This window comes from Stenotrophomonas sp. FR012, assembly GCF_047520565.2.
Classification (GTDB): Bacteria; Pseudomonadota; Gammaproteobacteria; order Xanthomonadales; family Xanthomonadaceae; genus Stenotrophomonas; species Stenotrophomonas sepilia.
Window position 1 is genome coordinate 275,381 of sequence record NZ_JAXBQL020000001.1, and the last position, 19,908, is coordinate 295,288.

General features: G+C 67.2%; 18 protein-coding genes and 1 pseudogene. 10 read left to right on the forward strand and 9 right to left on the reverse strand.

The window, feature by feature from the left end; translation table 11 throughout:
• Positions 1-11 precede the first annotated feature (11 nt).
• A complete protein-coding gene (locus ACM0O9_RS01330; RefSeq protein WP_053499766.1) occupies positions 12-788 on the reverse strand; it encodes a DeoR/GlpR family DNA-binding transcription regulator in 777 nt (258 codons plus the stop codon).
• A gap of 155 nt (positions 789-943) precedes the next feature.
• Here ACM0O9_RS01330 and smqnr point away from each other — a divergent pair, with 155 nt between their 5' ends.
• A complete protein-coding gene (gene smqnr / locus ACM0O9_RS01335) occupies positions 944-1,594 on the forward strand; it encodes a SmQnr family pentapeptide repeat protein (RefSeq protein ID WP_414603999.1) in 651 nt (216 codons plus the stop codon).
• 3 nt (positions 1,595-1,597) lie between these two features.
• Here smqnr and ACM0O9_RS01340 read toward each other — a convergent pair whose 3' ends face one another.
• Positions 1,598-2,272 carry a class I SAM-dependent methyltransferase gene (locus ACM0O9_RS01340; RefSeq protein WP_005415525.1) on the reverse strand — a complete coding sequence of 225 codons (675 nt, stop codon included), beginning with the start codon at positions 2,270-2,272 and terminating at the stop codon, positions 1,598-1,600.
• Between the two features lie 99 nt (positions 2,273-2,371).
• On the reverse strand, positions 2,372-3,751 hold the full coding sequence (locus ACM0O9_RS01345) for an aminotransferase-like domain-containing protein (protein ID WP_065197112.1): 1,380 nt from the start codon (positions 3,749-3,751) through the stop codon (positions 2,372-2,374).
• 132 nt (positions 3,752-3,883) lie between these two features.
• Here ACM0O9_RS01345 and ACM0O9_RS01350 point away from each other — a divergent pair, with 132 nt between their 5' ends.
• The gene (locus tag ACM0O9_RS01350; protein WP_111127639.1) at positions 3,884-4,747 is read left to right on the forward strand and encodes a DMT family transporter; all 864 of its coding nucleotides are present in this window, start codon (positions 3,884-3,886) and stop codon (positions 4,745-4,747) included.
• On the opposite strand, the pseudogene ACM0O9_RS01355 reads toward ACM0O9_RS01350, so the two are convergent.
• A pseudogene (locus tag ACM0O9_RS01355) lies at positions 4,737-5,721 on the reverse strand (LysR family transcriptional regulator). The gene ACM0O9_RS01350 and the pseudogene ACM0O9_RS01355 overlap by 11 nt on opposite strands.
• Before the next feature lie 107 nt (positions 5,722-5,828).
• Between ACM0O9_RS01355 and ACM0O9_RS01360 the strand changes: the two are divergent.
• Positions 5,829-7,346, forward strand: a complete 1,518-nt coding sequence (locus ACM0O9_RS01360; RefSeq protein ID WP_414603996.1) for an MFS transporter — start codon at positions 5,829-5,831, stop codon at positions 7,344-7,346.
• Between the two features lie 278 nt (positions 7,347-7,624).
• On the opposite strand, the gene ACM0O9_RS01365 is transcribed toward ACM0O9_RS01360, so the two are convergent.
• Positions 7,625-8,029 carry a GFA family protein gene (locus tag ACM0O9_RS01365; RefSeq protein WP_065185816.1) on the reverse strand — a complete coding sequence of 135 codons (405 nt, stop codon included), beginning with the start codon at positions 8,027-8,029 and terminating at the stop codon, positions 7,625-7,627.
• 171 nt (positions 8,030-8,200) lie between these two features.
• Between ACM0O9_RS01365 and ACM0O9_RS01370 the strand changes: the two genes are divergently transcribed.
• Both ACM0O9_RS01370 and ACM0O9_RS01375 read left to right on the forward strand, forming a co-directional pair.
• A complete protein-coding gene (locus tag ACM0O9_RS01370) occupies positions 8,201-9,175 on the forward strand; it encodes an Lnb N-terminal periplasmic domain-containing protein (protein WP_111127641.1) in 975 nt (324 codons plus the stop codon).
• Entirely contained in the window at positions 9,175-11,196 is a 2,022-nt protein-coding gene (locus ACM0O9_RS01375) for an esterase/lipase family protein (protein ID WP_005415532.1), read from the forward strand. The genes ACM0O9_RS01370 and ACM0O9_RS01375 overlap by 1 nt, the downstream gene beginning before the upstream one ends.
• Positions 11,197-11,283: 87 nt before the next feature.
• Here the strand turns inward: ACM0O9_RS01375 and ACM0O9_RS01380 are convergent, their stop codons facing one another.
• Positions 11,284-12,654 carry an MFS transporter gene (locus tag ACM0O9_RS01380; protein WP_414603997.1) on the reverse strand — a complete coding sequence of 457 codons (1,371 nt, stop codon included), beginning with the start codon at positions 12,652-12,654 and terminating at the stop codon, positions 11,284-11,286.
• An 81-nt stretch (positions 12,655-12,735) separates the two neighbouring features.
• Between ACM0O9_RS01380 and soxR the strand changes: the two genes are divergently transcribed.
• Positions 12,736-13,170 (forward strand): redox-sensitive transcriptional activator SoxR, encoded by a 435-nt coding sequence (gene soxR / locus ACM0O9_RS01385; RefSeq protein WP_005415534.1) that lies wholly within the window; start codon positions 12,736-12,738, stop codon positions 13,168-13,170.
• Positions 13,171-13,248: 78 nt separating this feature from the next.
• Here the strand turns inward: soxR and ACM0O9_RS01390 are convergent, their stop codons facing one another.
• On the reverse strand, positions 13,249-13,851 hold the full coding sequence (locus ACM0O9_RS01390; RefSeq protein ID WP_005415535.1) for a short chain dehydrogenase: 603 nt from the start codon (positions 13,849-13,851) through the stop codon (positions 13,249-13,251).
• 98 nt (positions 13,852-13,949) lie between these two features.
• Between ACM0O9_RS01390 and ACM0O9_RS01395 the strand changes: the two genes are divergently transcribed.
• Positions 13,950-14,825, forward strand: coding sequence for a LysR family transcriptional regulator (locus tag ACM0O9_RS01395; RefSeq protein WP_065177954.1), 876 nt, complete (start codon positions 13,950-13,952; stop codon positions 14,823-14,825).
• A 60-nt stretch (positions 14,826-14,885) separates the two neighbouring features.
• On the opposite strand, the gene proC is transcribed toward ACM0O9_RS01395, so the two are convergent.
• Positions 14,886-15,707, reverse strand: a complete 822-nt coding sequence (gene proC, locus ACM0O9_RS01400; protein ID WP_065185819.1) for a pyrroline-5-carboxylate reductase — start codon at positions 15,705-15,707, stop codon at positions 14,886-14,888.
• An 18-nt stretch (positions 15,708-15,725) separates the two neighbouring features.
• Positions 15,726-16,403 carry a YggS family pyridoxal phosphate-dependent enzyme gene (locus tag ACM0O9_RS01405; protein ID WP_065185820.1) on the reverse strand — a complete coding sequence of 226 codons (678 nt, stop codon included), beginning with the start codon at positions 16,401-16,403 and terminating at the stop codon, positions 15,726-15,728.
• Positions 16,404-16,490: 87 nt separating this feature from the next.
• Here ACM0O9_RS01405 and ACM0O9_RS01410 point away from each other — a divergent pair, with 87 nt between their 5' ends.
• From ACM0O9_RS01410 to ACM0O9_RS01420, 3 genes are all read left to right on the forward strand, one after another.
• Entirely contained in the window at positions 16,491-17,528 is a 1,038-nt protein-coding gene (locus tag ACM0O9_RS01410) for a type IV pilus twitching motility protein PilT (RefSeq protein ID WP_004147099.1), read from the forward strand.
• Positions 17,529-17,626: 98 nt separating this feature from the next.
• The gene (locus ACM0O9_RS01415) at positions 17,627-18,769 is read left to right on the forward strand and encodes a PilT/PilU family type 4a pilus ATPase (RefSeq protein WP_005415539.1); all 1,143 of its coding nucleotides are present in this window, start codon (positions 17,627-17,629) and stop codon (positions 18,767-18,769) included.
• Between the two features lie 121 nt (positions 18,770-18,890).
• The gene (locus ACM0O9_RS01420) at positions 18,891-19,874 is read left to right on the forward strand and encodes an aldo/keto reductase (RefSeq protein ID WP_065197106.1); all 984 of its coding nucleotides are present in this window, start codon (positions 18,891-18,893) and stop codon (positions 19,872-19,874) included.
• The last annotated feature ends 34 nt before the right edge of the window (positions 19,875-19,908 follow it).

Here is a 19,908-nt window from a genome sequence, read left to right on the forward strand (position 1 = left end):
GAGCGATACGGTCAGGGGGGAGTGGGGTGTACCGCGATGCCGGCGGCGCGGAAGCGCGCCGCCAATGCGGGCGGCGCGGTGGTGGTCAGCACCAGGTCGTCGATCTCGTCGAGGCTGGCGATCTGCCAGTGGCCGCGGGCACCGAGCTTTTCAGTAGTGGCGGCGACGATGACGCGGCTGCTGCACGCGACCATCGCGCGCTTCAGCGTGGCCTCTTCTGCATCCATTGCCCATACACCAGTATCGCCGTCCACCGCGCAGGGGCCGGGCAGGTACACGTCGGCGCGCAGGCGCTGCACCTGGGCCAGTGCTTCTGCGCCGACCGCACCGCCACCGCTGGCCAGGCGGCCGCCGATCAGCTGCACCGAGGTGCCATCAAGCATGCTGGCGGCCGTGGCGATCTGTGGCGCATTGGTGATTACCGTCAAGCCGAGGGCGGGCGGCAACTGCTGGGCGATCGCCAGGTTGGTTGAACCGGCATCGAGCAGTACAACCTGATTGGGTTGCAGCAACGCGCAGACGCGGGCGGCCAGCTCGGCCTTGTCGCCGCGGTCGCGGGTCAGGCGCTCGCGCAGCGGGCGTTCCTTGGGCGGTGGCAGCACGGCGCCGCCGTAGACACGCTGGCACAGGCCCTGTGCGGCCAGCTCGCGCAGGTCGCGGCGGATCGAATCTTCGGAGACGGCATAGCGGCGCGCCAGTTCGGCAGCGACCACGCGCCCCTGCTGGCGCAGTTCTTCGAGGATCTGCCGAGTGCGTTGGGCGGGGAGGGGGCTGGGGTCTGAGCTCATGCCATAAGTCTGCACATTCGTGCATAAAGGTGCAACAACGTGCAATTGGCATCGGGGACACAGCGCGGCTGGACTGCCGGTGAATCCTCCCGCGCCCACGTCTATGGATCGCCCTCGCGGCCCGGCATGATGGCGGGACTCCTGGCATGGAATCCCTGATGTCCCACACCGTTCACCGCAAGCTGCGCATCGGCGCGGACCAGTACACCGGCCAGAAAGTGGTCGATCAGCAGTTCCACGAGTGCGATTTTTCCGGCGTGGACCTGACCGGCACCGAGTTCATCAACTGCAGTTTCTACGATGCCGACAGCCGTACCGGCTGCCGCTTCAATGGCGCCACGCTGAAGGAAGCCAGCTTCCGCAGCTGCGACATCAGCATGTGCCACTTCAATTTCGTCAAGGCATTGGGCCTGGAAATCAGCGAGTGCCGCGCGCAAGGCGCGGATTTCAGCAACGCCAGCTTCATGAACCAGATCACCCCGCGCAGCGGGTTCTGCAGTGCCTTCATCAAGAAGTCGAACCTGCGCTATGCCAATTTCTCGCGGGTGACGCTGGAAAAGTGCGAGCTGTGGGAAAACCGCTGGGACGGTGCAAACGTCAGCGGCGCCAGCTTCGCCGGCTCGGACCTGTCCGGTGGCCAGTTCGAGGGCATCGACTGGAGCAGCGCCAACTTCACCGGCTGTGACCTGACCCACTCGGAGCTGGGTGAGCTGGACCTGCGCAGCACCAACCTGCGTGGCGCCACGCTGGATGTGCAGCAGGTGGCGCTGTTGATGCAGCGCATCGGCATCACCGTGGTGCCGTAGGCATCACCCGGCGTACGCCACCCAGCCCCTGAAGCTGAAGCCTGCATAGAACAGCTCCACGCCGTCGAAGCCGGCCTCCTGCAGCAGGGCGACCTCCTGTTCGGGCGCCAGCAGCGGCAGCCGCTCGGCAATGGCCTCGATCGCGCGCTGCGCATCGGCGTGGGCAACACCCGAGGCATGGGCGAACGCGGCGTAGCGCTGCAACCAGCGGAGCTTGCCGGCCGGATCCTGCGGCACGCTGTGGTGCGCCACCACCAGCGGCGCGCCGGGCTGCAGGCGCCTGTGCAGCTCGCGCAGCGTGTGCAGGCGCTGCGCGGCATCGAGGAAGTGCAGGGTGAGCAGGCAGCTGGCACCATCGAAGCGCGCGTCCGGGGCATCGTCGATGTAGCCTTCCAGCAGTTCGACGCGTGCGTTCAACGGGCCCAGTGTCTGCTCGGCCAGCGCGAGCATCGGCGCGGCCGGATCCACGCCCAGCAACTGCCAGCCCGGCTGCGCCTCGGCAAAGGCTTTCAGCTCCAGCCCGCCACCGGCACCGAGTACCAGTACGCGGCCCTGCGCAGGAACACGTTCGGCCAGCAGCAGGCGGCTCATCTGCTGCAACGCGAGGAACCCAGGCACCTGGCGCAGTGGCGCTTCGGCATAGCGGGCCACCGCCTGTGGGTCGGAGAACGTGGACATGCGCGGATTCCTGCAGCAGGGGACATACCACTGTACCGTGGCATGCAAGTGCCTTTGCTGCGGAACACTCCTAGCTGCGTTGACCGGCTTGCATCCAGCTCAGCGCAATGCCCGCGCCAGCACTTGCCAGATCCGTGCGTCCTGGCATTGCGATACGTTGAAGCGCAGATAGTCGGCCGCGCGCTGCGACTGGCTGAACGCGTTGCCCGGTGCCAGCACGATGCCCTCGCGCAGGCACTGCCGCGCCAGCGCGGCGGAATCACGGCAATCGGGCAGCTGGCACCACAGGAACAGGCCCGCTTCCGGTTGCAGCCACGGCGTGATTCCCAGCGTGTGCAGCTTGCGCAGCGTGTGCCGGCGGGCATCGGCCAATCGCGAACGCACCGATTGCATGTGGCGTCGGTAGCCACTGTCGGTCAGCGCGATGTGCATCAGCTGCGCGGCCAGATGGCCACCGCCGAAGCTGGTCGCCAGCTTCAGGTCGGTCAACGCTTCGATCCAGTCATGGCGTGCAGCGATGTAGCCGCAGCGCGAGGCTGCCGACAGCGTCTTGGAGAAACTGCCGACGTGGATCACCCGTGACAGCCCGTCGAGCGCAGCCAGCCGCGGCGCCGGCTGCAGTTCGAAGTCGGCGAAGATGTCGTCCTCGACGATGATCAACTCGCTGCGTTCGGCCAGGCCCAGCAGGCGGTGCGCGGTGCTGGCCGAAAGCACCGCACCGGTCGGGTTGTGCAATCCGGAATTGGTGATGTACAGCCGCGGCGAATGGTCCTGCAATGCACGATCGAACGCTTCAAGGTCCGGGCCGGTGGGCGTGTACGGCACACCCACTGCCTGTACCTGGTGCGCCTTCAGCAGCGCGTGGTAGTTGAAGTAGCTCGGGTCATCGACCAGCACGCAGTCGCCGGGCTTGAGCAGGAAACGGCAGATCAGGTCGACCGCGTGCGTCCCGGATTCGGTCAGCAGGATCTGCTCCATCGGTGCATCGATGCCGAGCGTGGCGCTGCGCCTCTGCAGCAGCTGGCGCAACGCAGGCAGCCCGAGTGGGCCGGCGTAGTCGACCAGATGCACTGCATCGGCACGCGCCAGCCGACGCAGGCCGCGGCGCATGCCATCGTGATACAGCCAGTTACTGGGCATCCAGCCGCACCCCGGCTTGAGGTGGCCCGGCGGGGTTTCCAGCGATTGCCGCGACACCCACAACGGATCCACCGCGCGGTCCAGCCGCGGTTCCATTTCGGCCAGTGCGAGCGGTGCGGCCGGCCCGCTGACGTAGAAGCCGGAACCGGCACGCGCACTGATCAGCCCTTCGGCCGCCAGGCGCTCGTAGGCTTCGACCACGGTGGAGACCGACACCCCCATCGCTGCCGCCTGCGCGCGCACCGAAGGCAGGCGGGAGCCGGGGCCATCGACCCGCGCGGTGATGCGGTTGCGGACCGCCTGGATGACCGATTCGATGCGGGTAAGCGGACGTGGCATGTCAGCACTGTAGTGGAAGTGTGGGCAATACAGTTCTTTGCGACTGTACTGGATTGTAGCTGGGGCGGTTCCGCCATGGATGCTTCCATACAGGCTCCGCCAGGCGTCGCCTGGCACTTCAGGATCACAGGCGTGGAACGGTCGGCGAGCGGTTGGATCAATGGCTTCATCGGGGTGGTGATTTTCGCGGGCTCGTTGCCGGCCACCCGCCTGGCGGTGCTGCAGCTGGATGCCGGGTTCGTCACCGCCGCACGCGCCACCATCGCCGCCGTGCTTGGCCTTGGCCTGCTGCTTATGCTGCGCCAGCCGTGGCCGCGGCGCGGTGACCTGCCTGGGCTGGTGGTGGTCAGCCTCGGCGTTGTGGTCGGTTTTCCACTGCTGACCGCGCTTGCGCTGCGCCACGCGTCATCGGCACATACCATCGTGTTCCTCGGCCTGTTGCCGCTGAGCACTGCGCTGTTCGGCGTGCTGCGCGGTGGCGAACGGCCGCGCCCGGCGTTCTGGTTGTTCTCGTTGTTGGGCAGCGCCTGCGTGGTGGGCTATGCGGTGCGCAACGGCATCGAGGCGTCCTTGCAGGCTGACCTGCTGATGCTGGCGGCCATCGTGGTGTGCGGGCTGGGCTATGCCGAAGGCGGCCGGCTGGCCCGTCATCTGGGCGGCTGGCAGGTGATCAGCTGGGCACTGCTGCTGGCGTTGCCGGTGATGCTGCCGTTGACGGTGCTGATGCGCCCGGCCTCGTTCACTGCGGTCGGTGCCTCGGCGTGGTGGGCGCTGGGCTACGTGGCGGTGTTCAGCATGCTGATCGGCTTCCTGTTCTGGTACCGCGGGCTGGCGCAGGGCGGCATCGCCGCTGTCGGCCAGTTGCAGTTGCTGCAGCCGTTCTTCGGCCTGGCCCTGGCCGCGCTGCTGCTGCACGAATCGGTCAGCCTCAGCATGGTGCTGGTGACCGCGGTCGCGGTGATCTGCGTGGCAGGCGCCCGCCGCTTCAGTCGCTAGGAAAAAGGGGACGGAGGGGATTAAGTCGTAACTGGCCCTGCTGTGCCTGAAACGACTTAATCCCCTCCGTCCCCTTTTTATGAGGCGTCCTGGAACAGGTTGGCAACGGCGTAGTCGATGAACACCCGCAGGCGTGCACTGGGATGGCGCCCACCGGGCCACAGCAACGAGAACTGCCCCTGGTACGTGGGCAGCGCAGGCAGCACCCGTTGCAGGCGGCCATCGTCCAGCGCGTCAGCGGCGAGGAAGTCCGGCATCCAGGCCAGGCCCATGCAACCGATCGCAGCGGCCAGCACGGCTTCCATGTTGTTGCAGGTCATCGCCGTGGGAAGGCGCGCGCCGGCATCGCCTTCGATACCCGGCAGCTGCCACGGATGCAGCCTTCCGGTGGTGGGGTAACGGAAGCGCAGCGCGGTATGCATGCGCAGGTCGCCTACATCGCCGGGTGTGCCGTGCGCCTGCAGGTAGCCCGGCGCCGCACAGAGGATGAAACGAAAGCCACCCAGTCGCCGCGCGGTCAGGCTGGAATCGGCCAGTTCGCCGCTGCGTATCACCGCGTCCAGGCCTTCGCTGACCACATCGACGATGCGGTCGTTGAAGTCCAGTTCCAGCTGCACCTGCGGGTAGCGCTGCTGGAAGCCGGGCAGCACCGGCAGCAGGAAGCGGTAGCCGATGGTGGGCAGGCCGATGCGCAACAGTCCGCTGGGGGCGTGCTGTCGTTGCGCCAGATCTGCCTGCGCTTCGGAAAGTTCGTCCAGCGCACGCCGGCAGCGTTGCAGCAGCAGTTCGCCTTCGTCGGTGAGGTGCACGCGGCGGGTGGTGCGCTGGAACAGGCGCGCGCCCAGGTCGAGCTCAAGGCGGGCGATGCGCTTGCCGACGGCCGAGGCTGACAGGCCGAGTACGCGGGCCGCACCGACGATGCTGCCTGCCTCCGCGGTGCGGACAAAGGCGAGCAGGGCGGAGATGGAGTCCATGGGGAGCATGATTGCGGAACGGTTGGACGTAATCAACGTCCATCGAGCCTGTTTTTCTGGAATAGCGGCCTGTCCATCATCAATGCCCCTGATGGATGGAGGCCCGCATGGCCCCGGATTCGATGCTCCCTGTACCTGTCCGCGCGCAGCAGCGCTGGGCCCTGCTTGCGGTCTGCCTGGCCGCGCTGGCGTTGCCGTTGTCCTTCACCGCCGGCGCCGTCGCGGTGCCGGTGCTGTCCCGCTCCTCAGTGGCATCGCCCACTGCGCTGGCCTGGGTGACCAACGCCTTCATGCTCACCTTCGGCAGCCTGCTGCTCGCTGCCGGTGGCCTGGCTGATCGCCATGGCCGACGGCGGATGTTCCTGCTGGGCACGGCCGGCTTCACCGTCGCGACGGCCGCTGTATGCCTGTCGCCTACGCTGCTGTGGCTGGATCTGGCGCGCGCTCTGCAGGGCGTTGCCGCTGCCGCAGCGCTGGCCTCGGGCACCGCTGCGCTGGCGCAGGGCTGGCAGGGACCGAGGCGTGCCCGTGTCTTCGCCCTGCTGGGCACGACATTCGGTGCGGGCCTGGCGCTGGGGCCGCTGCTCGCGGGCATGTTGCTGCAGGCGCTGGGCTGGCGCAGCGTGTTCGCTGCAGGCGGTGTGCTGACGTTGGCGGCGTTCGCACTGGCCGCGCGCGCGTTGCCCGAAAGCCGGGGCGAGCGCGGACGGCTGGACATCGCCGGCATGCTGGGCTTCAGCCTGATGCTGGCGGCATTGACCCTGGCCCTGCTGTGGCTGGGAGAGTACGGCCTGCACGCCGGTCGCGTGCAGCTGGCGCTGTTGGCGACGCTGCTGTTGGGCGGCGCGTTCGTCTGTGCCGAACGGCTGCATCCTTCCCCGTTGCTGGACCTCTCACTGTTCTGGCAACCGGCGTTTCTCGGCGTCCAGCTGCTGCCGGTGGCGACCTGTCTGGGCTACGTGGTGCTGCTGGTCGTGTTGCCTCTGCAACTGCTGGGCGTGCATGGCCAGAGCACGACGCTGGTGGGACTGCAGATGCTGGCGCTGTCCGCGCCGATGCTGGTGCTGCCGATGCTGGCTGCGCGCTGGGCGGAGCGCGTTGGAAGTGCGCGGCTGTGCACGCTGGGACTGCTGGTCTGTGCCTCTGGCCTGTACCTGTTGTCGCGCCACGCATCGCAGCCGTCGCCCTTGCAGTGGGTGCCGTTGCTGATGCTGATCGGCGCAGGAACGGCCTTGCCATGGGGCCTGATGGATGGGCTGTCGGTGAGCGTGGTGCCTGTACAGCGTGCGGGCATGGCCGCCGGCATCTTCGGAACCGTGCGGGTAGCGGGCGAAGGCATCGCCCTGGCCGCAGTGACGGCGCTGCTGGCGCTGCTGGTCGACCAGCAGCTGCATGGGGCATCGCCCGCGTCGTTGGCGCGTGCCGGTGCCTATCTGGCGAGCGGGTCCCGCGACCAGGCGGCGGCACTGCTGCCGGCGATGAGCGGTGAGCAGCTGCAGCAGGTCAGCGCCAAGGCGCTGGCAACACTGCTGCGTGTACTGGCGCTGCTGACGGCTGTGTGTGCTGTGTTGTTGCACCTGTTGCTGCGGAAACGCAAAGGCACGTTGGCCGAGCATACGGCGTAGCAGGCTCATCGCCCCCTCCGCCGTCATCCCGTTGTCGTCTTCCGCTCACGCCGCCCATGCCCACCCAGGTCTAATGTTGATCGTCCCCGTCCCCCACGGAGACCCGCCATGTGGCTGCTCGACCATCTCTGGCCCGGCCGTAGACCGCTTCCTCCCCCGGTCGCAGACGCGCCGCAGGTGCCGCCACGCCGGCCCTGGCTGAAACGCCCTGTGCGGGCCGGGCGCAGCGGCATGGCTCCCTGGCAGAAGGTCGCCACGCCGCTGCGGCGCGCGCGCCACTAGGCGCCGCGGTCGGCCGGGTGGTTGACCCCGTCGTTGACCGGGATCACCCCCAGCGCGAACGGGTCGATGCCCTCCAGGCACGCCACGTTGTAACCGTACTGGTCCGGGTTGGAGCGGCGCCGGTGATGGGTGTAGATGCCGCACACGTCGCAGAAGTAGTGCTCGGCCACATGGGTGTTGAACTGGTACAGCTGCAGGTGGTTCTGCCCGCGCACGACCTGCAGGCCCGCGCGGGCAACGCTGGCTGCAATGGCACCCCGGCGCCGGCACATCGAGCAGTCGCAACGGCGCGGGTCGACGATGCCGTCCGGCAGGTCCAGCAGCAGCTCGACCGTGCCGCAGTGGCAGGTTGCGCGGTGCTGGGGTTGGACCGGAACGCCGGCCACGGAAGTGATGCCCATCGTTGCTCCTGTGAAGTGAACCTGGCCGCATGGACCGCCGCAGACGGTGCGCCGGCGTGCCTGAACAGGCCGTAGATGCCACGGTGAACCCGCTTGTGGCTAACTATGCGGCTTCGGGACCGCGACAGGATGCCAGTGAAAGCCGCAGGACGTTGGATGACAGGAAGTGCCATGGCGCTGGCAGCGTTGTGGGTGGCCGGGCTGCTGGCCTATCAGATGCCGGGGCCGGGCTGGCTGGCGAACGGCATTGCGGTGCTGTGGCTGCTGTTTGCGCTGTGGGCGTCGTGGCGGGTCGCGCGTGGTCGCAGCAACCGCCGCCTCGGCATGGCGTATGGCGCTGCGCTGGTGCTGGCCGGCCTGTGGTGGCTGCTGCTGACCCCACGCCAGGACCGCGTGTGGGCCGATGACGTGGCCCAGCGCCTGCATGTGGTGTCCTTCGACGGGCGCCACGTGGTGTTCGACAACGTGCGCGATTTCACCTGGCGCAGCGAAACCGACTACGACGCGCGCTGGGTGCGCCGCGAATACGACCTGGACCAGTTGCGCTCGGCCGATCTGGTGCTGTCGTACTGGATGGGCCCGGCGATCGCCCACACCCTCATCTCGTTCGGTTTCGAGGACGGTCGCCACGTGGTGTTCTCGCTGGAGATCCGCAAGGAGCGCGGCGAATCGTTTTCGGCACTGGGCGGGTTCTTCCGCAAGTTCGAGATGACCCTGGTGGCCTCGGAAGAGACCGACATCATCCGCACCCGCACCAACGCGCGTGGCGAGGATGTCTATCTGTACCGCCTGCACGGCATGGACCACGCGCAGCTGAAGGAACTGTTTGCCGCGTACATCGCGCAGGCGCGCGAACTGGATGCGAAGCCGGGCTTCTACAACACGCTCACCAGCAACTGCACCACCATCGTCTTCGACCTGGCCCGCCACATCGCGCCGCGTCTGCCGCTGGACTACCGCCTGCTGCTGTCCGGGTATCTGGCCGAGTATGCGCAGGAGGTCGGCGCACTCACCCCAGGCGTGCCTTATGCCGAGCTGCATGACAAGGGCCGCATCACCCAGCGTGCATTGGACCTGGGCAGCGGCGACCACTTCTCCACCGTGATCCGCCAGGGCGTACCTGGCACCGAGCAGGACCCGCAGTAATGACTCGACTCCTCCTGATCCGCTGGCAGCGTGCGCTGCCGGTGTTGTTCGCCGCCTTCCTGCTGCTGGGCAGCAGTGGTTGCGCGATGGTCACCGTCAAGCAGGTCAAATCCAGCGATTCGCTGGTCAACAAGCGTGCCGACGTGCTCAATACCGGCAAGCTCAGCCCCGCTGCGCGCGAGACGCTAAGCGCGGCAGGCCTGGACGAATCGCAGTGCGAGAAGGACTTCCTGGTCTGCCGCAGCACGCTGCTGATGACCGACGATCTCAATGTCGAGCAGCGGCTGTCTGCGCTGTCCGAACTGTGGGTGAAGGCCGCGCTGGCGCTGACGCCGAAGAAGACCGCAGCCGGCGATCCGCCGATGAGCGACGCAGCGCTGGACGCTTGGCTGGAAGCCGCGCGCTACGCCTATGCCTACCTGTTCTACAGCGGCCGCTCACCATCGGATCGCGCCTTCGAAGACCGGCAGACGCAGGTGCGTGACTACTACAACTACGCGGCCGAGAAGGCGGCGGTGGTGCTGTTCGTCCGCGCGCGCGCCGCTGCGTTGGCTGGCGAGGACTACACGAAGCCGATCTCGGTTGGCAGCTGGTCGCTGGCTTCCAACTACCAGCAGCTGAACCTGAAGAGCATTCCCGCGCAGCTGGTGCCGGCCGGCACGGTCAGCTTCGTCGGGCTGCGCAGTACTTATCGCCGTGATGGCTTCGGTGCCGAGCTGGTGATGGTGATGGACCCGCCGAAGCTGGTCGCACCGGTGATCGCGCCTGAGGGCCCGAAGGCGGAGACACCGCAGGATGACGAAGAGGGCGCACGCCGTGGCCGCCGTCATCGGCATGACGATTCGGTGCCCGAGTTCAGCGAGATGTCCTCGATCAACGTCACCGCGTTGCTGCGCTTCGAAGGCAGCAGCCTGGACGATGTGATGCGGACGCGCCGGGTTGAACTGGATGCCTATTCGCCGGAAGCTACCGAGCGCATCACCCTGCACGGCGAACAGGTGCCGCTGGCCGGCAATTTCACCGCGGCCTACGGCCTGTGGCTTGCCCAGAGCGGTTTCGCCCGGCAGTCACTGCGCACCCTGTTCGGCATGAGCGAGGGCATCGGCGAGCCACACATCTACCTGATGCAGCCGTGGGACCCGAACCGCCGCATCATCTTCATGCTGCACGGCCTGGCCAGCAGCCCGGAAGCCTGGGTGAACCTGGCCAACGAGATCATGGGCGACCCCGAGCTGCGCCAGCAGTTCCAGGTGTGGCAGGTCTATTACCCGACCAACGCACCGATCGCGCTGAACCGCTACGAGATCGCCAATGCGTTCAACGACACGCTGAAGCACTTCGATCCCAATGGCAGCACGCGTGCATCGAAGGACATGGTCTACATCGGCCACAGCATGGGCGGCGTGCTCGCGCGGCTGCTGGTGAGCGATTCCGGTGACGTGCTGTGGAACGACCTGCTGGCCAACTATGACCTGAAGGGCGAGCGTCTGAAGCGCGTGCAGAACAAGCTGGGGCCGTTGCTGCATTTCAAGGCACAGCCGAACGTGGAGCGTGCGATCTTCATCGCTGCGCCGCACCAGGGCACCGATATTGCCGGCAACAAGGTCGGGCGCCTGCTGGGCCGGCTGGTGCGCCTGCCACTGACCATCCTCGGCAAGTTCGAGGACGTGTTCATGGCGCTGGCGCAGGCCGAGCAGCAGGTCGATGGCACGGCCAAGCCGAAGATTCCCAACAGCATCGACAACCTCAAGGCCAGCGATCCGTTCGTCAAGGCCGCAGCGCAGCTGCCGATCGAAGCGGGACTGAAGTACCACTCGATCATCGCCCAGCGCAAGCCGGAGCTGCCGGTGGACAAGTCCGATGACGGACTGGTGCCGTACTGGAGTGCGCATCTGCCGGGTGCACAGTCGGAGAAGGTCATCATTTCCGGCCACAGCGTGCAGGAGACCCCGCAAGCGGTGCTGGAAGTGCGGCGCATCCTGCACCGGGATATCGATGACGTGGGGACGGGGACCCGGTAGTGCCAGCCGCTGGCCGGCACTCTCCGCGCACGCGGGAATCCCGTGATGGTGCCGGCCAGCGACCGGCACTGCCGAAACCCGGCGGCGCTACACCCGCCGCGCGATCACCGCAGCCAGCACCGCCAGGCGGAAGGTGATCGCCAGGCACAGCAGGTAGCCGGTGTGCGGCGCGCTTTCCACGAACAGCGCGAACAACGCACCGGAGACCGCCAGCGCGGTGGTCACCGACAGGGCCTCGCTCAGCTGCAGGGCCGACGTGTTGGCACCCTGCTCATGCGCTGCTGACAGCGAAAGCGTGAGTACCGAGAGGCTGGCGTAGATCATGCCCATGCCGAAACCGGTGACCGTCCAGCCCACCAGTGCCACCGGCAATGGCACTGCATTGAACAACACCGCAAGCGTTGCGGCGATGCCGACCGTCATCATCGCCGTGCCGACGCGCAGCAGCTGCTGGCGTGACCAGCCGCGCTGCTGGTGACCCTGCAGCCAGGAGCCAGCGAACCAACCGAGTGCGCCGAGGCTGAGCACCGCGCCGGCCCAGCTGGGCGGGAGCCCGCGTTCGCGCTGAAGCAGCAGCGGCAGGTAGGCTTCGCAGGCGAAGAATGCGGCGGCGGCGATGCCGCGCAGTGCGATCACGCTGGGCAGGCCCCTGCGCAGGATCAGCGTTCCGGCCGGCAGCAGGCGATGCACGCATAGCAGCTGCGCCAGCATCGCCACGCTGATGCAGAGCAGGGCGGTCGGACCGTGCTGCTGGCCGCCGAAGTACAGCAGCAGCGCCGCCAGCGATGCACCACTGGCCCAACGTACGACGTTGCCGCGCCCCTCGTCGTCGTTGCTGTCGGCGGAGGGTTGCATGCGCGCCAGCGCAGGCCGCAGCAACAGGGCAGCAGGGACTGCCAGCAGCGGCACCGCCAGGAACACCCAGCGCCAGCCGAGATGCTGGACGATCAGGCCGCTCAGCGCCGGGCCGACCATCGAGGGCACCACCCAGCCCGCCGAGAATGCCGCGAACACCTTCGGCCGCAGGTGCTCGGGGTAGCTGCGGCCGACCATCACGTACAGCGAGACCGAAATCGCGCCCGCACCCAGGCCCTGCAGCAGGCGCCCGGCCACCAGCATGCCCATGCGCACGGCGAAGCCGGCCAGCAGCAGGCCCAGCACGAAGCAGGCCAGGCCGTACCACAGCGGCCGTGCCGGGCCCTGGCGGTCGGCCCAGCGTCCGGCCAGGGTCATGCCGATCACGCTGGTGGCCAGTGTGCCACCGAAGGCCAGCGCATACAGGCGCAGGCCGCTGAGTGCTTCGGCCACCGTGGGCATCGCGGCCGCGACGGCCAATGCTTCGAAGGCGTGCAGCGCGACCAGCGCGACCATGCCGAGGGTGGTGGCGCGGTAGCGCGCGGACAGGATCGATGTGTCAGCCGGCAGGCGGGTGTCGGCGGGAGAGAGGGTCGGGGTCATACCGGTCTAGGGGCGGGCCGCGCTTGTCAACGGGCGGCGAAGATAGCAGCATGCCACCTCAACTATAGTTGAGGTCAAGCAATGGCATCCCAGGAACTCAGCGTTGGCGAGGTCTCGCAGCGCAGTGGCGTGGCCGTTTCCGCACTGCATTTCTACGAGCGCAAGGGGCTGATCAGCAGCCTGCGCACCTCGGGCAACCAACGCCGTTACAGCCGCGACGTGCTGCGCCGGCTGGCGGTGATCCGCGTTGCGCAGCGGGTGGGCATGCCACTGGAAGCGGTCGGCCGCGCCTTCGAGAGCCTGCCTGAAGGCCGTGCACCGACCAAGGCTGACTGGGCCAAGCTGTCCGCGCGCTGGCGCACCGAGCTGGAAGAGCGCATCCACATGCTGCAGCTGCTGCGCGATGAACTGACCGGCTGCATCGGCTGTGGCTGCCTGTCACTGCAGCATTGCCGCCTGGCCAACCCTGGCGACGTTCTCGGCGAACGCGGCGATGGCCCGATGCGCTGGGAATGAAAAAGGGGACGCGCTCCCGGTCGCGCCGGGCCATGCCCGGCGGACGAAAACGACTTGATCCCCTCCGTCCCCTTTTTCTTACCAGACCGTGATCGTCTCGCCGCTCTGGATGCCTTCCACCGCGCGCTGGAAGGCCAGCGCCGCGCGTTGCGCGCTTACCGCTTCGAAGCCCGGGAAGTAGGGGCCGTAGGCCGCCATCGATTCGATCAGTACGTTCGGGCTGACCACGTTGATGCGCAGGCCGCGCGGCAGCAGCTCCAGTGCGGCAGCGCGCACGAAGCCTTCCAGTGCGGCATTCACTGCGGTGGCGTTGACGCCGTCGCGGATCGGCTGCGCGCTGATGATGCCGCTGGTCAGGGTGATCGAGCCACCGGCATTGAGGTGGTGCTGGGCGGCCAGTGCCAGCCGCACCTGGCCCAGCAGCTTGTCCTGCAGGCCGCTGTTGAACTGTGCCGGCGTCATCTCCTGCAGCGGTCCGAAATGCACCGAGCCGGTGGTGGAGATCACCGCATCGACTGCACCGGTGCGGGCGAACAGTTCGGCGACGCTGGCGTCGTCAGTCAGGTCCACACGCAGTTCGCCACTGCGGCGGCCGGCGGCGAGAATCTGATGCTGTTGGCCGAGCTGACGGGCGACTGCCTGGCCGAGGGTGCCGCTGGCACCGACGAGGAGGATCTTCATGGCCGTTCCTTGCGTGTGGGAGTGAGCGCAGTCTGCGCCGTCACAGCGTGGTTAGGTAAGCGGCGTATGATTTGCAGATTCCTAACTCTGGATTAGCAATGGATACCCTTCGCTGCATGCAGGCCTTCGTCGCCGTGGCCGAACGCGGCAGCTTTGCAGGGGCCGCCGAAGAGCTGCAGGTGTCGGCGGTGATGGTGGGCAAGTACATCCAGCAATTGGAAGCACATCTGGGCACCGCGTTGCTGCAACGGAACACCCGCCGCCAGCGCTTGACCGAAGCCGGCAGCGCCTACCTGGCCGGGTGCCGGCAGGTGCTGGAGCAGGTGCAGCAGGCCGAGGCCGATGTGGCCGGCCTGCAGGTACAGCCGCGTGGCCTGTTGCGGGTCAGCGCGCCCACCACCTGGGGCAGCTGCGTGCTGGCGCCGCAGCTGGCTGGCCTGCTGCGTGCGCAGCCACAGTTGAATATCGAGCTGGACCTGAGCAACCGCCGCGTGGACCTGATCGAAGATGGCTTCGACGCGGCGATCCGGGTCGGGCCGTTGCCATCGCAGGAGGTGGTGGCGCGGCCGCTGCCGCCGTATGCGATGAGCCTGTGCGCGGCGCCGTCTTACCTGCGCAGGCGCGGCACGCCGCGAACACCGGATGACCTGCAGGGGCACGACTGCCTGAGCCACCTGGCCTGGCGCGGCGGGCATGGCTGGCAGTTGGCCAACGGCGAACAGGTCGACTGGGAGGCACGGCTGAGCAGCAACGATGGCTTCGCGTTGCGCGAAGCCGCCGTGGCCGGGGCCGGGCTGGTACTGCAGCCCACCGCACTGCTGGCGGCGGAGATCGCAGCGGGACGGTTGAAGCCGCTGCTGCGCGACTACCTGCCGGAACCGCGGCCGATGCACCTGATCTACCTGCCCGATCGACGCCCGCGCCCGCGTTTGCAGTGCTTCGTGGATTTCGTCATGGCCACGTTGGGGCAGTGATCATCGGGGTAGATGGGGTCAGATCCCTTTGCCTCGGCAAAGGGATCTGACCCCAGGGGATCAATCATTCGCCGCAGACAATTCCTGTCCACGCACCTGCGCGGCGCGCAGTGCGGTGTCCACCAGTGCCTCGAAGCCGCCAGCCTGGAAGCTCTCGATCGCGGCCTGGGTAGTGCCGTTGGGTGACGTCACGCGTCGGCGCAGCTCTGCGGGGCTCTCACCGGCCTCATCCAGCATGCGCGAGGCGCCCAGCAGGGTCTGCACCACCAGCGTGCGCGCGGCGTCGGCCGGCAGGCCCTGGGCGATACCCGCCGCTTCCATCGCTTCGGCCAGCAGGAACACATAGGCCGGTCCACTGCCGGACACGGCAGTCACCGAATCCATCAGCGCCTCACTATCGATCCACACCGTGCGCCCGGCACTGGCCAGCACCTGTTCGGCCTGCGCGTGCTGCTGCGCATCCACCGATGCAGTGGCATACAGGCCGGTCACGCCGGCGCCGAGCAGAGCGGGGGTATTGGGCATCGCACGCACCACCGGCAGGTTGCCACCCAGCCAGCGTTCCAGCTGCGCGCTGGTGATGCCGGCGGCGATCGACACCACCAGCGGCCGGTTTGCCTGGGCCAGTGCCAGCAGCGACTGACAGACCTCACGCAGCACCTGCGGCTTCACCGCCAGCAGCCAGGTGCCGCCCTGTGCGGCGGCATCGGTGGCGTTGTCGTGGACCTGCACGCCGAAGTCGGCAGCCAGCGACTCGCGCAGCGCTGCAACCGGTTCGGCCACATGGATGTGCGCGGCGGGCACGCCCTGGCGGATCAGGCCGGCGATCAGGCTGCGCGCCATGTTGCCGCCGCCGATGAAGGTGATGGAATCAGCTGCCATGGATGTCTCCTTGGAAAATCAGGCCGGTCGCGCGCGCGCGCCGAACAGGGCGGTGCCGATGCGCACCAGGGTGGCGCCCTCGGCGATGGCTTCGGCGTAGTCGCTGCTCATGCCCATCGACAGCGTGTCGACCTGCGCGCGCTGGGCGGCCAGCGACTGGAAAAGTGTGCGCATGCGCACGAATGCATCGCGGCGACGCTCGGCCTCGGGCCATGGCGCGGGAATCGCCATCAGGCCACGCAGGCACAGCGAGGGCTCGGCGGCAATCGCCGCGGCCAGCCCCTCGACATCCTCCGGTGCACAGCCGTGCTTGCTGGATTCATCGTCGATGTTGACCTGGATCAGCACATTCAGCGGGCCGCGTGCGGCCGGGCGGTGGCGCGCCAGCGCCGTTACCAGCTTGGGCCGGTCCACGCTCTGCACCCAGTCGAAGTGGGTGGCCACCGCCTCGGCCTTGTTCGACTGCAGGTGGCCGATCAGGTGCCACTCCAGCCCCAGGTGCTGCAGCGCCTGCATCTTGGCCAGCGCTTCCTGCACATAGTTCTCGCCGAAGGCCTGCTGGCCCTGTGCGGCCAGCGCAGCCACGGCCTCGGCCGATTGGGTCTTGGAAACGGCCAGCAGGCGCGGATCGGGCCGGCCGGCCGCCTCGGCGGCGGCATGCAGGTTGCTCAGGATCTGGGGCAGGGGAGTGGCCACGTAACGCGTTCCGTTGAATCAGGAGGCTATACTGCCGCCCGGGGAAAGATCCTTCCAGTCGAAGCCGTTATTGGGGAGTAGCCGCTCATGGATATCGCCGAACTGCTGGCGTTTTCCGTAAAGAACAAAGCGTCCGACCTGCACCTGTCTGCAGGCCTGCCGCCGATGATCCGCGTGGACGGCGACGTTCGCCGGATCAACATCCCAGCCCTGGACCACAAGCAGGTCCATGCGCTGGTGTACGACATCATGTCCGACAAGCAGCGCCGCGATTACGAGGAATTCCTCGAAGTGGACTTCTCCTTCGAGATTCCGTCGCTGGCGCGCTTCCGTGTGAACGCGTTCAACCAGAACCGTGGCGCCGGTGCGGTGTTCCGTACCATTCCGTCCGAGGTGCTCACCCTCGAGGACCTGGCCTGCCCGCCGCTGTTCCGCGAGGTGATCCAGCAACCGCAGGGCCTGATCCTGGTGACCGGCCCGACCGGCTCGGGCAAGTCGACCACGCTGGCGGCGATGATCGACTACATCAACAAGAACGAATACGGCCACATCCTCACCGTCGAGGATCCGATCGAATTCGTGCACACCTCGCAGAAGTGCCTGATCAACCAGCGCGAAGTGCACCGTGACACGCATGGCTTCAACGAAGCACTGCGCTCGGCACTGCGTGAGGATCCGGACATCATCCTGGTCGGCGAACTCCGCGACCTGGAAACCATCCGCCTGGCACTGACCGCCGCGGAAACCGGCCACCTGGTGTTCGGCACCCTGCACACCAGCTCGGCGGCCAAGACCATCGACCGTATCATCGACGTGTTCCCGGCCGGCGAAAAGCCGATGGTGCGTTCGATGTTGTCCGAGTCGCTGCGTGCGGTGATCTCGCAGGCACTGCTGAAGAAGGTCGGTGGCGGCCGTACCGCAGCGTGGGAAATCATGGTCGGCACCCCGGCCATCCGCAACCTGATCCGCGAGGACAAGGTGGCGCAGATGTACTCGGCCATCCAGACTGGCCAGCAGTACGGCATGATGACCCTGGACCAGCATCTGCAGGACCTGGTCAAGCGCAGCCTGATCACCCGCAACCAGGCCCGCGAGTACGCCAAGGACAAGCGCCTGTTCGAGTAAGGCGGGACAGCGACGGGCGGCGCGCGCAATGGCGCGGCCGCTCCGTGTTGTTTCCTCCACCGACCGTTACCTGGTAAACCGCTTTCCGGGAGCCCGCCGTGAACACCACCGCGACCACCATCGATTTCACTTCGTTCCTCAAGCTGATGGCGCACCAGCGCGCCTCGGACCTGTTCATCACCGCCGGCATGCCACCGGCGATGAAGGTCAACGGCAAGATCTCGCCGATCACGCAGACGCCACTGACGCCGCAGCAGAGCCGCGACCTGGTCCTCAACGTGATGACCCCGGCACAGCGCGAGGAATTCGAGAAGACCCACGAATGCAACTTCGCCATCGGCCTGTCCGGTGTCGGCCGTTTCCGCGTGAGCTGCTTCTACCAGCGCAACCAGGTCGGCATGGTGCTGCGTCGCATCGAGACGCGCATTCCGACCGTGGAAGAGCTGAGCTTGCCGCCGATCATCAAGACGCTGGCGATGACCAAGCGCGGCATCATCCTGTTCGTCGGTGCTACCGGTACCGGTAAATCGACTTCGCTGGCGGCGATGATCGGTTACCGCAACCAGAACTCGACCGGCCACATCATCACCATCGAAGACCCGATCGAATTCGTGCACAAGCACGAGGGCTGCATCATCACCCAGCGCGAAGTCGGCATCGATACCGACAGCTGGGAAGCCGCGCTGAAGAACACCCTGCGCCAGGCGCCGGACGTGATCATGATCGGCGAGGTGCGTACCCGCGAAGGCATGGACCACGCCATCGCGTTCGCCGAAACCGGCCACCTGGTGCTGGCCACGCTGCATGCCAACAATGCCAACCAGGCGATGGACCGCATCGTCAACTTCTTCCCGGAAGACCGCCGCAACCAGCTGTTGATGGACCTGTCGCTGAACCTCAAGGGCGTGGTCGCGCAGCAGCTGGTGCCGTCGCCCGATGGCCGCTCGCGCAAGGTGGCGATGGAGATCCTGCTGGGCACGCCACTGGTACAGGACTACATCCGCGACGGCGAGATCCACAAGTTGAAGGAAGTGATGAAGGACTCGGTCCAGCTGGGCATGAAGACCTTCGACCAGAGCCTGTTCGAGCTGTACCAGGCCGGCGAGATCAGCTACGAGGACGCGCTGCGTTACGCCGATTCGCAGAACGAGGTGCGCCTGCGCATCAAGCTCAGCCAGGGCGGCGACGCGCGCACCCTGTCGCAGGGGCTGGATGGAGTGGAAATCTCCGAAATCCGCTGACCCGGCCGGCATCGGTCATGACCGGATTGATGAATTCCAGTCATGACCGACTGCGGTCCAGCCGGCTCAATCCATCGCCACCGCAGGCGTATCGTCAGCACTCCCCCTCTGGAGTACGACGATGCAGACACGTGAACTCGGCCGCAGCGGCCTGAAGGTTTCCGCCCTGGGCCTGGGTTGCATGGGCCTGACCCATGCCTACGGCCAGCCGGTTGAACCGAGCCAGGGCATCGCCCTGCTGCACGCCGCCGTCGAGCGCGGCGTGACCTTCTTCGACACCGCCGAGGTGTACGGCCCGTACACCAACGAAGACCTGCTCGGCCAGGCCTTGGCGCCCCACCGCGACAGGCTGGTGATCGCCACCAAGTTTGGTTTCAAGGACGCGCGCACCGATGCTGGCCTGGACAGCCGCCCGGAGAACATCCGTGCCGTGGCCGAAGCCAGCCTCAAGCGCCTGCGTACCGACCATATCGATCTGTTCTACCAGCACCGCGTCGACCCGAACGTGCCGATCGAGGATGTGGCCGGCACCGTGCGCGACCTGATCGCCGAGGGCAAGGTCGGCCACTTCGGCCTGTCCGAGGCCAGTGCTGCCACCGTGCGTCGCGCGCATGCCGTGCAGCCGGTCGCCGCCGTGCAGAGTGAGTATTCGCTGTGGTGGCGCGAGCCGGAGCGTGAGCTGCTGCCGACGCTGCAGGAGCTGGGCATCGGCTTCGTGCCGTTCAGCCCGCTGGGCCGCGGCTTCCTGACCGGTGCGATCAACGCCGATACCACCTTCGACGCCAACGACTTCCGCAATACCGTGCCGCGTTTCGAAGTGGAGGCGCGCCGCGCCAACCAGGCGTTGGTGGATCGCATCAGCACGATTGCGGCAGCGCGCGGTGCGACGCCTGCGCAGGTCGCACTGGCCTGGCTGCTCGCGCAGGCACCGTGGATCGTGCCGATTCCGGGCACCACCAAGGTTCATCGCCTGGAAGAAAACCTGGGCGCGGCCGACCTGCAGCTGGCGCCGGAAGAACTGCAACGCATCGCGCAGGCGCTGGACGAAGTGTCGATCGTTGGCGAGCGCTACAACCCGCAGCGTGCGGCACAGGCCAAGGGTTGATCACCAGGTGGGTGCGGACGGTTGGTCCGCACTC

Coding starts and splice junctions, on each gene's coding strand:
- ACM0O9_RS01330 (WP_053499766.1), bottom strand. CDS start 788: ATGAGCTCAGACCCCAGCCCCCTCCCCGCCCAACGCACTCGGCAGATC.
- ACM0O9_RS01340 (WP_005415525.1), bottom strand. CDS start 2,272: ATGTCCACGTTCTCCGACCCACAGGCGGTGGCCCGCTATGCCGAAGCG.
- ACM0O9_RS01345 (WP_065197112.1), bottom strand. CDS start 3,751: ATGCCACGTCCGCTTACCCGCATCGAATCGGTCATCCAGGCGGTCCGC.
- ACM0O9_RS01360 (WP_414603996.1), top strand. CDS start 5,829: ATGGCCCCGGATTCGATGCTCCCTGTACCTGTCCGCGCGCAGCAGCGC.
- ACM0O9_RS01365 (WP_065185816.1), bottom strand. CDS start 8,029: ATGGGCATCACTTCCGTGGCCGGCGTTCCGGTCCAACCCCAGCACCGC.
- ACM0O9_RS01370 (WP_111127641.1), top strand. CDS start 8,201: ATGGCGCTGGCAGCGTTGTGGGTGGCCGGGCTGCTGGCCTATCAGATG.
- ACM0O9_RS01375 (WP_005415532.1), top strand. CDS start 9,175: ATGACTCGACTCCTCCTGATCCGCTGGCAGCGTGCGCTGCCGGTGTTG.
- ACM0O9_RS01380 (WP_414603997.1), bottom strand. CDS start 12,654: ATGACCCCGACCCTCTCTCCCGCCGACACCCGCCTGCCGGCTGACACA.
- soxR (WP_005415534.1), top strand. CDS start 12,736: ATGGCATCCCAGGAACTCAGCGTTGGCGAGGTCTCGCAGCGCAGTGGC.
- ACM0O9_RS01390 (WP_005415535.1), bottom strand. CDS start 13,851: ATGAAGATCCTCCTCGTCGGTGCCAGCGGCACCCTCGGCCAGGCAGTC.
- ACM0O9_RS01395 (WP_065177954.1), top strand. CDS start 13,950: ATGGATACCCTTCGCTGCATGCAGGCCTTCGTCGCCGTGGCCGAACGC.
- proC (WP_065185819.1), bottom strand. CDS start 15,707: ATGGCAGCTGATTCCATCACCTTCATCGGCGGCGGCAACATGGCGCGC.
- ACM0O9_RS01410 (WP_004147099.1), top strand. CDS start 16,491: ATGGATATCGCCGAACTGCTGGCGTTTTCCGTAAAGAACAAAGCGTCC.
- ACM0O9_RS01420 (WP_065197106.1), top strand. CDS start 18,891: ATGCAGACACGTGAACTCGGCCGCAGCGGCCTGAAGGTTTCCGCCCTG.